Here is a 14,571-nt window from a genome sequence, read left to right as displayed (position 1 = left end):
GTTTTGCGTATTACCGATCCATCGCGGCCAATGCATCTTCCGCATCCCGCAACGTGCCTGTCCGTCGCGGCATCCGCTTGCGGGGTTCAGCTTTCAATACACCAAGCTATTCGGGGAGTTCAAAGCAATGTCCAGGAAATCGAACAAGCGCATTCGCATGCGTACATTGGTCGCCGCAACCGCGATCGCACTGACATCCATGGCGGCGACCGCCACCGCCGGGCAGCGGATCAATCTGAGCAGCCTGAACGGGCTGCAGGAAGCCGGCGCGACGCAGAGCCGCTTCATCGTGAAATACCGCGATGGCAGCACCCAGGCCACCAGCGCCAGCGCGTTGGCCGGCTCGCTGCAAAGTGCCGCCCGCGCCGTTCCTTCCACCCGGGGCGTGCGCCATCTCCGCCGTCTCGGCGTCGGCGCCGACGTGATCAAGACCGATCGTCCGCTGGACCGCGTCGAGGCCGAGGCCTTCATGCGGCAGATCGCCGCCGATCCGAATGTCGAGTATGTCGAAGCCGACGGGGTGGCGGTGGCGTACGCCGCGCCGAATGATCCGAAATACGGAAGCCAGTACGGTCTCAAGAATGGCCCGGGCGGCACCCACACCGAGCAGGCCTGGGACAAGTCGACCGGTGAAGGCGTCGTGGTCGCGGTAATCGACACCGGCTACACCGAGCACTCCGACCTGCTGCCGAACCTCCTGCCCGGCTACGATTTTCTTTCCGATCCCGTGAGGGGCAACGACGGCGACGGTCGCGATGCGGACGCACGCGACGTGGGAGATGGGTTCGAAGCCAACTTCTGCGTGCAGTTCGGTGAAAAGCCGCATGGGGGTAAAAACAGCTCCTGGCACGGTACGCATGTCGCCGGCACCGTTGCCGCGGTCACCGATAACGCCAAGGGCGTTGCGGGTGTCGCCCCCGATGCGAAGGTCGTGCCGGTCCGCGTGCTGGGCCGTTGTGGCGGTCCCTGGTCCGATATCAGCGATGGGGTCACCTGGGCCTCGGGCGGCAGCGTTCCCGGCGCCCCGGCCAATCAGAACCCCGCCGAAGTGCTGAACCTCAGCGTGGGCAGCGGGTACCCCGGCACCTGCAGCGAAACCACCAAGCTGGCCATGAAGGAAGCCGTCGAGCGCGGTTCGATCGTGGTGGTTGCCGCCGGCAACGCCAATGGCGACGCATCCAGATATATGATGACCAACTGCGGCAACTCGATCTCGGTCGGCTCCAACACCAACACCGGTGCGCGCTCGTCCTTCTCCAACTACGGAGCGTCGGTGGATATCGCGGCACCGGGGTCGGACGTTCTATCGACCGTCAACAGCGGCCGCCAGGGGCCGGAACAGGAGGCCTACGCCAGTTACGACGGCACCTCGATGGCGGCCCCGCACGTGGCCGGCGTGATTGCGCTGGTCCAGGCGGCGGCGGAGACCCCGCTGACCCAGGCGGAGATGCTCGAGCTGCTGCAGGACACCGCGAGCGACTTCCCGTCCACCCCGTCGCGCCCGATCGGCGCCGGCATCGTCAACGCCGAGGCCGCGGTGAACGCAGTGCTTGACGGCACCGACCCGGACCCGGACCCGGACCCGACCGACCCGGACCCGACCGATCCGGTTGACGGTGAGTTGCAGAACGGCGTGCCGGTGACCGGCGTGGCCGGTGCAGCCTGGAGCCAGCAGTACTGGACCGTCGACGTGCCGGCCGGGGCCACCAACCTCAGCATCAAGCTTGTCGGTGGCTCGGGCTTCTTCTCCTCCGCCGACCTGTACGTGCGGCTGGGTTCGCAACCCACGACGACCGTCTACGCCTGCGGTCTGACGGGCAACCGGTCTCCCAAGACCTGCCGTGGAACCTACCCGACGCCCGGCACGTACCACGTGATGGTGCGTGGCGGCGGGTTCCTGCCCTACTCGGGTGCGAGCCTGGTTGCCACTTACGACAACTGAGTCCTGCCGTAAACGCAGCAACCCCGGCTTCGGCCGGGGTTGCTGTTTTTCGTATTACCGGTCCATCGCGACCAATGCATCTTCCGCATCCCGCAACGTGCCCGTCCGTCTCAGTTCCTCCAGGCTGGAGCGCGTTTCAAGAAAAGCCATGTGGTCGGTGCCCAGAAGCTCGGCGGCCACGTCGGACGCCTCAAGCAGAAGGGCCTCGGCCCGCGCAGTGTCCCCTTCGCGGACGGCGCACAACGCCTGGTATCTCAGCGACTCGTAGATCACCGCCTGGGCGAGGGTCGCCGGTAACAAGGCAGTGGCTTCGTCGATGGTGGCTCCCAGTTGCCGATAGCTTTCCCGGGTATGTCCTGTCCGGAACAGCAGGATGGCCAACGAATGCCGGACCAGCATCGGGTAGGTATGGTGCGACCCGTAATAGGTTTCGGCATCCACCATGGCCCCGCGCAGCAGGTGTTCGGCGTCGGCCAGGTCTCCCGTGTGGTGACGGCTCATCAGGGTTCGCGCCAGGTGCAGCTTCTGCTGCGGCATGGGGATGTGCTTGGTCCTGCCCACCTGCAACAACTGCGCGTTCAGGGCGATGCTCTCGTTGATCGCCGCCTGGTAGCGTTCGGCAGGCCAACTGGCGGGCGCCGAGCTCAATTTGTTGCCGAGGTTGTGTCGCGCCCGCCGCGCCATGTCGTGTTCGGGGCCCAGCGCCTTTTCGATGATGGCCAGTGCGTCGCGGGATTTCTCAAGGCTGGTTTCGTAGTTGTCACGCGCGTAATCGATCAATGATTCCACGCGCAATGCCTCGGCATACTCGGGGTGGGACACGCCGTAGGTCTGTTGGAGTATCGCCTTGCCCCGGGCCAGCGATTCGGCGCTGGCGTCTATCTGCCCCTGCATGAATTGATTGTCGGCCAGCACCACCCAGGCGATTCCGGTATCGGGGTGCTGCTCGCCCAGGGAGCGGCGGCGGCTTTCTACCAGCGCCTGGGCGATGGCCGCGGCTTCGTCGGTGCGCTCGGCCACCACCAGGGTCTGCGCCAGCTGTTGGCGCGCCTCGTCCGCCAGCAGGAGATTGTCGTCTTCCACCAGCGCGATCGCCCGCCGCAGGTCCCGCTCCGCATCGTCGAAACGAAGGATCCTGGTTCGCCACGATCCTCGCAGGGTCAACAGCTCGGCCAAGGGTTCCGGATCGGTGTCGCTCATCGCTTCCGCCGATGTCAGCGCCGCCTGCAGCGTGACCAAAGCCAGATCACTGTCGGCCATGCCCCACTGCGCACGTGCCTGCTCGGTCAGCAGGCGGAGGCGAACATGACCTGCATGCTTGTCATCGAGGCTGCCGAGCCGCTGCAGACCTGCGGATGCCACTTCACCGGCCTGGGCGTGCAGGGCCTGCAAGTTGAGGAGGGATGCCCAGGTCGCACGGGCTTCCGCATTCTCCACTCCCTTTTGGGGTACCGCGGCCTCCGCCTCGCGCGCCAGCTGTGCTGCTTTCGGGTAGTCGCCGATGACGGCATAGCCGCGTGCCAGCGCCGACAGGCCACGCGACAGCAGGGTCGGATGCGACTGCAGGGGCTCCTGTCGCAATTGCGCTTCGGTGTTTTTGAGCAATGTCCGGGAAGAGAACGGTGTCTCGCTCAGTCCCGACAACGTGGCGTTGCCCAGCATCTGCTCGAACAAATGGCTTACCGCCCGGGTGGCCCCGGCTTCCCGGGCCATGCGGTGGTGCTGAATCGTGTTGACGCCCAGGCCGCCGGCCACCGCCAGCGCGACAGCCGCAGTCAACACAACCGGCAATCGGTTGCGGCGTAGAAACTTGCCCAGCCGATACCCGGTGCCGCTGCTGTGCGCCTGCACCGGCAGTTGCTTCAGCCATCGGAGCAGGTCGTCTTGCAACTCCGTGGCATTGCGATAGCGCTGTCCGGGAGTATTGGCCACGCATTTCAGTCCGATCGCGCTCAGGTCCCCGGCCAGGTGTCGGCGCAGCGCTTGCGGATTGCCGAAACCGCGTCGCCGCGCCATTTCATACGTAGCCACAACGGCTACCTCGTCCATCGGCGCGGGTAACGGCAGCGGCGTCGCCCGCGTGCGCAGCAACGATGGCGGCAGCGGCCAGCCGCCGCACAGCAGCCGGTACATCACCACGCCCAGCGAGTAGATGTCGGTTCCGACATGCGGCCCGATGCCGGAGAGGATTTCGGGGGCGGTATACCCGTTGGGTACTGCCATGGGTGACGGGTGGTCCTGTTTGCCTCTTATCAGGGTGGAAGACAGACCGAAATCGAGCAGTTGTACCCGTCCGTCGCCGGTCACCAGCACGTTCGACGTGTTGATGTCCTGGTGCAACACCAGCTTTCCGTGCGCGCAGGCGAGCGCATCGCAGACCTGCATCAACAACTTGACCCGTTCGTGCACCGGCAGTTGGCGCTCGGCGCACCAGTGATCAATGGGGATGCCATCCACGTAATGCATGGTGAACCACGGCTGCCCGTCGGGTTCGACCCCACCGTCGAGCAGCGCGGCGATGCCGGGGTGGTCCAACTGCGCCAGGTTGTTGCGCTCGTCGAGAAAGGCCTGGATCAGGCGCGGTGAGCAGAGTCCGGCGCGGATGCATTTGAGGGCCACGCGCTGCTGGTAATGGTCGTCGGCGCGGTGGGCTTCGTACACCGTCCCCATACCGCCGGTGCCAATGATGCGGTCGATCTGCCACGCGCCCAGGCGCGTGCCAAGGCGGAGATCGGGCGGGGGTGGCTCGACGGCCGCGCCTTTGCGCTGAAGCCGGGCCAGCAGTTCGAATGGCGCCCCGTCGAGCGGATGCTCCAGCGCGTCGGCCGCCAGCATGTCCGCCAGCGCGTCATGCAGCGGTCGGTCGTGGTCCCTGAGCCGTTCCAGCGCGCGCAATTGCCGGCGGCGGGACATCTCGACGTATTCGTCGAACAGCTTCAGCGCGTGGGCTCGTGTGGCTGGCATATAGGGCTGTCCGACACCGACCTTTATGGGGTACTTGCGTAGTTTCGTGGAAGCGGGCGGCCACCGGACATCGGTTGCCGTCATGCCCGCGGGATTTGGGCTGACGGCCAAGAATATATCCCGGGACAGGCATGTCCTGGATGTGCCCCTTACTGCGAGTACCTCTTGTATAGGGGTACGCGCTTCGACTTGATTCCACGATAAGGGATGGGGAATACGACATGAACAAGATCTACAGCACGGTATGGAATGCGAAGCTGGGGCAGTTGGTGGTGGCCTCGGAACTCGCCAAGGGCGGCAGTGTCGCGCCCACAGGAGCGGGACGCGTTTCGGGACCCAGGCTTGGTGCGCTTGCGGTGGCACTGGCCGTGCTGTTGCAGGGGTGGCCGCCGGGAGCGCATGCCAATACGCTCGAAGATGGTACTGAGACGTGCATAGGGGGTGCCGGCTTGTCTACTATTGGTAGGATAGCCACCAACCCTACTGTGGATGACCCCGAGGATGGTACTGGCTCTTTTTCCACCGTAGCCGGCTGCGAAGCGACGGGCAAAGACCAAACGGCAGCCACTGTCTACGGTGCTTGGAGCTCGGTAACCGGCAAAGGCGGCGCTGCCTTCGGTTTCAACAGTCAGGCGGGGCAGTGGGCGACCGCGGTCGGTCTGGAGAGCCGGGCGACGGGCAGGGGCAGTACGGCGCTTGGTTATGGTGTCATCGCGTCTGGACTCAATGCGGTGGCTATCGGCGGCTCCAGTTCCAATGTCGCTGGCGAATCGTTGTCCGTCCTCAACTCCACCACGGCCTCCGGCGTGTACTCCATCGCCATCGGCGCCAGCAACAGCAAGGGTGCCCAGGCCACCGCAAACAGTGCGATTGCCATTGGCGGCAACGCCGCGTCCAGCGGGCTCGGGACCGTCGCCCTCGGCGCGAGCTCCGTGGCCAGTGCGGAGCGCGCCACCGCCTTGGGGGTGGGCGCCGCCGCCGCAGGTGTGTCGTCGGTCGCCCTTGGCGATGGCGCGGTGGCCGCTGGCGACCGGGCCGTCGCCATTGGTAACAACACCCTGGCCCCCGGCACAAATTCCATTGCCATGGGTTATCAGGCAACAGCCAACGAATACGCGATTTCCCTGGGCTCGGGTTCCGATGCCACAGGGGATAACAGTCTGGCGGTTGGCCGGATCTCCCAGGCCACCGGTCTTGCGGCACTTGCCATGGGCTATCAGGCGGCAGCCAGCGCGGAGTATGCGACTGCCGTGGGTTCCGGAGCCGATGCCACGGGGGTGGGCAGTCTGGCGCTTGGCAATGTCGCCAAGGCCACGGCAGAAGGCGCCACCGCGGTGGGCAAGGACGCCACCGCCGGAGGCGTCAACGCGCTGGCCATCGGCACCGGCGCGCAGGCCAGCGGTGTCAACTCCATCAGCATCGGCACCGGCAACCAGGTCAGTGGCAACAACAGCGGCGCGATTGGCGACCCGACGGTGATCACCGGCGCGGGTTCGTACTCGCTGGGTAACGACAACACCATCGACGCCGACGAGACGGGCACGTTTGGCAACAACAACGTGCTGGCGGCGGCGGCGGACGGCAGCCGGATTGTCGGCAACGGCAACAACGTTGCCGTGGCCGATGCGTTCGTCATCGGTAACGGGGCGGATGTGACCGTAGCCGGCGGTGTGGCCCTGGGTTCGGGGTCGGTGTCGGACACGGCGGCCGGCGTGGCCGGTTACGTGCCGACCGGCGCGGACGCGGCCGGTTCGGCGGCGATCGCGGCGACGGTGGCCACGCGTGCGGCAGTGGACGTGGGCAGCCGCCAGATCACGGGCGTGGCCGCGGGTGCCGCGGATGATGATGCGGTAAACGTGTCGCAGCTGAGCGCGTTGGCCGATACCGTTGATGCCAGTGCCACGCACTACTACAGCGTCAACGACAACGGCGTGCAGGGCGGCAACTACAACAACGACGGTGCGACCGGGATCAACGCGATTGCCGCTGGCGTGAATGCTGTGGCGAACGCGCAATCGAGTGTGGCGATGGGTACCGGCAGCGCAGCTTCGGGGGCCCGTGGCGTGGCAATCGGCAGTCTGGCCAAATCGCAATTCGCGGACGCCATTGCCATCGGCAGCGCTGCATCGGCGGGCACGATCAACAGCATCGCAATCGGCAACAACGCCACCCTTTCTGGCGCCCAGTTGAAGGTGGCCCAACTTCGTACCGATGGACTCGGCTTCCCCACCGACAATACCAGTGGCGGCGCCAATCCCATTCTATTCAGCTCGGTCGTGCTCGGCGACAATGCCGCCTCGGCCGGCGCGGGTGTCGCGCTGGGTTCCCACACCGATGCGGACGGGCAGGCTGCCGTTGCCATCGGCATGGGCGCGCATGCCCATGGCGGGTCGACGCTCGCCATTGGTGTTGCGAGCTACGCCGAGGGCGTCTATTCGACCGCGCTGGGGCGGATGAGCGTCGCCCAGGGTTCCCAGAGCCTGGCAATCGGCCAGGTCGCGACCGCCATCGGCAGCGGCAGCGTGGCGATCGGCGATTCTTCCTACGCCACAGGCGATCGTTCGGTGGCGCTGGGTTCGTCCAGCGCGACTTCCCAGGCTCAGGACACCACCACCAATACGCGCGCGGTTGGCGCCGATTCGCTTGCCCTTGGTACCTCGGCGGCGGCCTTCACCAACAGCGGTATCGCGGCTGGCCGCAACGCCGTCGCGGGCGTGGCCGGTTCGGCCACGGCGATCAGCGACATCGCCATCGGCACCGGCGCGCAGGCGACCGGCGGCAATTCGGTGGCCATCGGCACGGGCGCGCAGTCCAGCGGCGTCAGCGCCATCAGCATCGGCACCGGCAACCAGGTCAGCGGCAACAACAGCGGTGCGATCGGCGACCCGACGGTGATCACCGGCAGCGGTTCGTACTCGCTGGGCAACGACAACACCATCGACGCCGACGATGCGGGCACATTCGGCAACAACAACGTGCTGGCGGTGGGGGCGGCCGGCAGCCGGATTGTCGGCAACGGCAACAACGTGGACGTGGCCGATGCGCTCGTCATCGGTAACGGCGCGGATGTGACCGTGGCCGGCGGCGTGGCCCTGGGTTCGGGGTCGGTGTCGGACACGGCGGCCGGTGTGGCCGGTTATGTGCCGACCGGCGCGGACGCGGCTGGCACGGCGGCGATCGCGGCGACGGTGGCTACGCGTGCGGCAGTGGATGTGGGCAGCCGCCAGATCACCGGTGTGGCTGCGGGCTCCGCGGATGATGATGCGGTAAACGTATCGCAGCTGAGCGCACTGGCCGACACGGTCGATGCCACTGCCACGCACTACTACAGCGTCAACGACAACGGCGTGCAGGGCGGCAACTACGACAACGACGGCGCAACCGGCGTCAATGCGCTCGCCGCCGGTGTGGATGCCAGCGCGACGGTGGACAGCGGCACGGCGCTGGGCAATGGCGCCGTAGCCGGAGCGCAGGCGGGCGACGTGGCGCTGGGTTCGGGCTCGACCACCGCGGCGGTGGTCAACACCACCGGTGCGACGGTGGACAACGTGGCCTACACCTACGCGGGCACGGCGGCGACCAGCACGGTCAGCGTCGGCAGCGTGGGCGCCGAGCGCACACTCACCAACGTGGCGGCCGGTCGCGTGGATGCGACCAGCACTGATGCGATCAATGGCAGCCAGCTGTTTGCCACGGATCAGGCGGTCGACGCGCTGGGCGTAGACGTGGACACGGTCGGCACGACGACCGCGGCATCACTGGGCGGGACCTCGGCCTACGACGCGGCCACGCACACGGTAACGGCCGGCCTGGACGTGGACGGCACCACCCACACGACGGTGCAGGACGCACTGACCCAACTCAGCGACACCGCCAATGCCGGCTGGAACGTCACCGACGGCACCACCGCGGCGAACATCGGCCCCGACGGCACGGTCACCTTTACCGGTGACAGCAACCTGGCGGTGGCACAGACCGGCGTGGACGATGCCGGTGCGGTGGAGATCACACTCAACGAAAACATCGATCTGGGTCCGGCCGGCAGTGTGACCACCGGCGAGGCGGTACTGAGCAACGCCGGCGTGACGGTGGGCCCGAACGTGGCGCTGGGCAACACCGGCCTGACCATCGCGGGTGGCCCCAGCGTGACCACCACCGGTATCGATGCCGGCGGCGCGGTGATCACCAACGTGGCGCCCGGCGTGGCCGGCACCGACGGGGTGAACGTGGACCAGCTGACCGACGCGACCACTGCGGTGCAGACGCATTACTACAGCGTCAACGACAACGGCGTGCAGGGCGGCAACTACGACAACGATGGCGCGACCGGGATCAACGCGCTCGCCGCCGGCGTGGATGCCAGCGCGACGGTCGACAGCGGCACGGCACTGGGCAATGGCGCGGTGGCCGGAGCGCAGGCGGGCGACGTGGCCCTGGGCTCGGGCTCGACCACCGCGGCGGTGGTCAACACCGCCGGTGCGACGGTGGACAACGTGGCCTACACCTACGCGGGCACGGCGGCGACCAGCACGGTCAGCGTCGGCAGCGTGGGCGCGGACCGCACACTCACCAACGTGGCGGCCGGTCGCGTGGATGCGACCAGCACCGATGCGATCAACGGCAGCCAGCTGTTTGCCACGGATCAAGCGGTCGATGCACTGGGCGATAACGTGGACACGGTCGGCACGACGACCGCAGCTTCACTGGGCGGCACCTCGGCCTACGACCCGGCGACGCACGCGGTGACGGCCGGCCTGGACGTGGATGGCACCACCTACACGACGGTGCAGGACGCGTTGACCCAGGTCAGTGACACCGCCAGCGCGGGCTGGAATATCAGCGCGCAGGGTGCGAACGCGACCAACGTGGCGCCGGACGAGACGGTGGATCTGAGCAACAGTGACGGCAACATCGTGGTGAGCAAGACCGCCACCGACGACGACGTGACCTTCGACCTGGCCGACGACATCGCGGTGGACAGCGTGACGGCAGGCGGCACGGTGGTCGACGGGACCGGCCTGACCATCGCGGGTGGCCCCAGCGTGACCCTCGCCGGCATCGATGCGGGCGGGCTGGTGATCGGCGACGTGGCGCCCGGCGTGGCCGCCACCGATGCGGTGAACGTCAGCCAGCTCACCGGACTGAGCGAGACACCGATGACCTTCACCGGCAACGCCGGCACGGTGGACCGGCTGCTGGGTGAGGAGCTGCTGGTGACCGGGGCGGCGACCAGCCCGGGCACCTACAGTGGCGCGAACCTGCGCACCGAGGTGGTGGGCAACGAGTTGCAGATCCAGATGACCGACCAGCCGGTGTTCGGTGCGGTCAGTGTCAACACCGCGGGTGCGGGCACCATCAACGGCCTGACCAACCAGACCTTCGACCCGGACAACTACACCTCGGGGCAGGCGGCCACCGAGGACCAGCTCAAGCAGATCAGCGACACGACCAATGCCGGCTGGAACGTCACCGACGGCACCAGCACGGCGAACATCGGCCCGAACGGCACGGTCACCTTTACCGGCGACAGCAACCTGACGGTGGCGCAAACCGGCGCGGATGATGCCGGTGAAGTCGAGATCACACTTAACGAGACCATCGACCTGGGCCCGGCCGGCAGCGTGACCACCGGCGACACGGTACTGAGCAACACCGGCGTGACGGTGGGTCCTGATGTGGCGCTGGGCAGCACCGGACTGGTGATTGCCGGTGGCCCGAGCGTGACCGCGACGGGCATCGACGCGGGCGGACTGGTAATCGGCAACGTGGCGCCCGGCGTGGCCGGCACCGATGCGGTGAACGTGGACCAGCTGGCCGACGCGGTTTCAAGCGCCCAAACCAAGTACTACCACGTCAACTCGACCGGCGGCGGCAACGAAAACAGCGACGGTGCCACCGGTGTCGATGCAATCGCGGTCGGCAAGGATGCGTCGGCTGGAGGCAACGAGGCCATGGCCCTGGGCCTGGGTGCCTCGGCGGACGGCGACGGCAGCCTGGCGTTGGGCTCCGGGGCAACGGCGTCCCACGGCAACAGCGTCGCCCTGGGAGCCGGCTCGGCCACCTTGGTGGGCGCGCAGGCGAACTATGAAGGTGCGTACGTCGGCGCAAGCAGCTCCACCGGTGAGATGAACATCGGTGGCCGGCAGATCACCGGTGTCGCGGCCGGCTCGGCCGACACCGATGCGGTCAACGTCAGCCAGCTGCAGGCCGGTGTCGAGAGCGCCGTTGCGGAGTCCAACGCGTACACCGATACGCAGATCGACACCGTCAACGACTCGGTCAATCAACTGGGCGACCGTGTCACCACCGTCGAGGGCGATGTCGCCAATCTGGATGACCGGGTGAACAATGTCGAAGGCGACGTGACCAACCTGGGCACCACGGTCAACCAGTTCGACGATCGCATCACTGGCGTCGAGGACAGCGTCACTGCCCTGCAGCAAGGCGGGGTTGGAGCTTTCCGGGCCAGTGCGGATTCCAGCACGGTGGCGCCAAGCGCGACGGGCACCAACTCGTCTGCCGGTGGCGCCGGTGCGGCGGCCAGTGGAGAGAACGCCGTGGCGGTGGGCAACCAGAGCACGGCCAGCGCAGACAACAGCACCGCGGTAGGTACGGGGGCCGAGGCGACCCACGGCAACAGCGTGGCACTGGGTGCGGGTTCGGCTACGACGGTGGGCGCGCAAAGCGGCTACAACGCTGCGTATGTGGGCAACAGCACCTCGGCTGGTGAAGTGAATGTGGGTGGGCGTACGGTTTCCGGCGTGGCGGCAGGCGTAGCAGGTACGGATGCGGTGAATGTGAATCAGCTCAACTCCGGCGTGGATTACGCGATCAACCAGGCCAACAGTTACACCGATAGCCGGATCGACGGGCTCCAGAGCGATGTGTGGACCTTGGAACGCGGCTACAGGGGCGCTACCGCCTCGGCGATGGCGATGGCGGGATTACCCCAGGCGTATCTGCCCGGCAAGAACATGTTGGGTGTGGCCCTGGGTGGCTACCAAGGCGAGGGTGGCATGGCTGTCGGCCTCTCAGGCATCACCGAGAACGGACGCTTTGTCTACAAGGTCCAAGCCAGCGGAAACACCACCCGCGAATGGGGCTTCTCGGTCGGCGCCGGTATCCAGTGGTAAGCACCCGACGGCGGGTGGCCTTCAGGAAAGGTTGCCCGTCACCGCGGCGATGCGGCCGCGGGACTGAGTTCGCATTCCACCGAGACCAAACCTTCAAGGCGAAATCACAATGATCAACAAAAGCCAATCGATGATCCTCCTGATGATGGTGGGCGCGGTCGCCCTTGCCGCAGGCTGTACCCGGCACATCAGTCGCGACATCTCGCCGCAGGGGCAGGCAGGCGAGGTGATCTTTCCTTCCGCCGACCGGGTGGTGCTCAAAGGCGGCACCTTCCCCAATATCGACAACCTGCGGCAGATCGGTCCGGGCGTCACCAAGGATCAGCTGTACGGCCTGGTCGGCAAGCCGCATTTTCGCGAAGGCGCCTTCGGCGTGCGCGAGTGGGATTACCTGTTCCACTTCCGTCGGGGCAACGAGGTCACTACTTGCCAGTACAAGGTGATCTTCGACCAGGAGTACCAGGGGCAAAGTTTCCACTGGGCGCCGTCGAGCTGCGCCGATCTACTCAAGGTCGCGGATGAGGACGTGGCGGTGGAGAAACGGTTCGAGTTGTCCGACGAGGTACTTTTCGAGTTCGCCCATTACGCGCTGGAGGACGTACTGCCGGGCGGTCGCGAGCAGCTCGTCTCGATCGTCGACACGCTGGAGTCGACGGAGACCGGTGAGGTGCGCGTCATCGGCCACGCTGACCGGATTGGCCGCGAGGACGACAACCTGTTGCTGTCGCAACGCCGCGCCGACACGGTACGGAGCTTTCTGGTCGAGCAGGGCGTGCCGTCGCACGACGTCTCCTCGCAGGGGCGCGGTGCGAGCGAGCCGGTGAAGGAGTGCGATGACGGCCTGGAACGCAGTGCGCTGGTGGTGTGCCTGCAACCCAACCGTCGGGTCGAGATCGTGGCCGATGGCGTGATGTCCGAGGAATGACCACGACCGTTGAATCGGTGAAACGGAGCTACGACGAAACCCCGTATGATTCGCGCCCGTTTCCCCAGTCGACTCCGGAGCACGTGGCGGCCGTCGCGCACCTTTTCGGATTGCAAACGCCCGCGCCGGACACGGCCCGGGTGTTGGAGCTCGGTTGTGCGGCAGGCGGCAACGTGGTGCCGTTCGCGGCGCGCCATCCGGGCGCCCAAGTGCTGGGCCTGGACTTGTCGCACGTGCAGATCGACTGTGGGCAGAGGGTTGTCGATGGCCTGGGATTGCGGAACCTGGAGCTCCGTCAGGCCGACCTGAGCACGCTTGAGGATGATGTCGGCGAGTTCGACTACATCATCTGTCATGGCGTTTACAGCTGGGTGCCGGCGCATGTGCAGAACGCGATACTGCAGTTGTGCGGGCAACGCCTGAGTCCGAATGGCGTTGCGTATGTGAGCTACAACACCTATCCAGGCTGGAAGGGCAAGGAGATCGTGCGCGATGCGATGTTGTTGCGCGGTGCCGAACGCAACACGCCGGCCGACCGGCTGGCCTATGCGCGCGGCATGATCGAGTTTCTCGGCCAGATGGCACATCCGGACAGCGTGCTGGCACGGGTGGTGGAAGAAAACCTGCCAATGCTGAAGAACTCGCAGGATTACTATCTGCTGCACGAGTTCCTGGAGGAGTGCAATGCGCCCTGCTATTTCGGCGACTTCGTGGAACGCGCCTCCGGGCATGGCCTGTCCTATCTTGCGGAAGCCGAGCCGGCCGGCATGTTCGTTTCAAACCATGGCCAGGGTATCGCCGGGCCGTTGCTGAAAGAGTGTGGGGACAGCCAGGTAAAGCTGGAGCAGTACCTGGATTTCGTCACCAACCGTCAGTTCCGGCAGACCTTGCTGGTGCCTGCCGAACGGGCGACGGAGATCAACTACGCATTGTCGGCCGAGCGTCTGCAGGCGCTGCACTACGCGGCCAACCTGCCTTGCCAGGATCAGGTGCCGTCAATGGATGCCCGGCCACAGCGCTTCGGGCCGTCCCCCGGCCAAAGTATCAGTTTGGACGGGCCCGCGGCCAAGGCGGCGGCAGGCGCATTGACTCGGGTCTGGCCCTCGACATTGAGCTACCCCGACCTGCTGTCGACGGTGGCAGCCCGCGTGGACGAGCCTCGGGAGCAGGTGCGCATCCAACTGGACGGCCTGCTGGAGTCGCTGGTGATAAGTGGCCTGGCGCGGTACCGGCTGTCGCCGGTAGCCGTCGGCGGGACGACAGGGGACAAGCCCTGCATCGGTATCCACGCACGCAAGGCGGCGGCATTGCACGACGTGGCCGGTGGGACGTTCAATGCATGGCATGAAACGGTCGCCCTGGATCCGGTGGGCCAATGCCTGTCTCCCTTCCTGGACGGCAGTCATGATCGTCAGGCACTGTTGAAGCGACTCGGTGATGCGGTGCGGAAAAAGCGAATCCAGTTCGTCATGAACGGCCGGCCGGTGACCGGCGAGGCCGAGCAAGCCAGATGCATGGAGGAGCATCTGGATGCGTTATTGAGTTACTTGCCGCAAACAAAACTGTTGCTGCCGATCGATGGTTGACGGCCAACATCATCAGGATCG

General features: G+C 66.4%; 5 protein-coding genes. 4 read left to right on the top strand and 1 reads right to left on the bottom strand.

All coding sequences use genetic code 11. The annotated features are described in order from the left end of the window. The first annotated feature begins 127 nt into the window (after positions 1 to 127). A complete protein-coding gene (locus tag ACW7G1_RS00305; protein ID WP_456977779.1) occupies positions 128 to 1,942 on the top strand; it encodes a S8 family peptidase in 1,815 nt (604 codons plus the stop codon). Positions 1,943 to 1,996: 54 nt separating this feature from the next. Here the strand turns inward: ACW7G1_RS00305 and ACW7G1_RS00300 are convergent, their stop codons facing one another. Next, positions 1,997 to 4,906, bottom strand: a complete 2,910-nt coding sequence (locus ACW7G1_RS00300; protein ID WP_456977778.1) for a protein kinase domain-containing protein — start codon at positions 4,904 to 4,906, stop codon at positions 1,997 to 1,999. A 221-nt stretch (positions 4,907 to 5,127) separates the two neighbouring features. On the opposite strand from ACW7G1_RS00300, the gene ACW7G1_RS00295 reads away from it, so the two are divergent. From ACW7G1_RS00295 to ACW7G1_RS00285, 3 genes are all read left to right on the top strand, one after another. Beyond that, positions 5,128 to 12,039, top strand: a complete 6,912-nt coding sequence (locus tag ACW7G1_RS00295; RefSeq protein ID WP_456977777.1) for a YadA-like family protein — start codon at positions 5,128 to 5,130, stop codon at positions 12,037 to 12,039. A gap of 109 nt (positions 12,040 to 12,148) precedes the next feature. Beyond that, positions 12,149 to 12,964, top strand: a complete 816-nt coding sequence (locus ACW7G1_RS00290) for an OmpA family protein (RefSeq protein ID WP_456977776.1) — start codon at positions 12,149 to 12,151, stop codon at positions 12,962 to 12,964. After that, positions 12,961 to 14,550 (top strand): methyltransferase regulatory domain-containing protein, encoded by a 1,590-nt coding sequence (locus ACW7G1_RS00285; RefSeq protein WP_456977775.1) that lies wholly within the window; start codon positions 12,961 to 12,963, stop codon positions 14,548 to 14,550. Before ACW7G1_RS00290 ends, ACW7G1_RS00285 begins: the two co-directional genes overlap by 4 nt. Positions 14,551 to 14,571: the final 21 nt, after the last annotated feature.

The organism is Lysobacter sp. A378 (assembly GCF_054052125.1).
This window is presented reverse-complemented; position numbering and strand designations above follow the sequence as displayed.

Bases quoted from the DNA above. Each gene is read 5' to 3' on its own strand.
- ACW7G1_RS00290 (WP_456977776.1), top strand. From the start codon at position 12,149: ATGATCAACAAAAGCCAATCGATGATCCTCCTGATGATGGTGGGCGCG.
- ACW7G1_RS00305 (WP_456977779.1), top strand. From the start codon at position 128: ATGTCCAGGAAATCGAACAAGCGCATTCGCATGCGTACATTGGTCGCC.
- ACW7G1_RS00300 (WP_456977778.1), bottom strand. From the start codon at position 4,906: ATGCCAGCCACACGAGCCCACGCGCTGAAGCTGTTCGACGAATACGTC.
- ACW7G1_RS00295 (WP_456977777.1), top strand. From the start codon at position 5,128: ATGAACAAGATCTACAGCACGGTATGGAATGCGAAGCTGGGGCAGTTG.
- ACW7G1_RS00285 (WP_456977775.1), top strand. From the start codon at position 12,961: ATGACCACGACCGTTGAATCGGTGAAACGGAGCTACGACGAAACCCCG.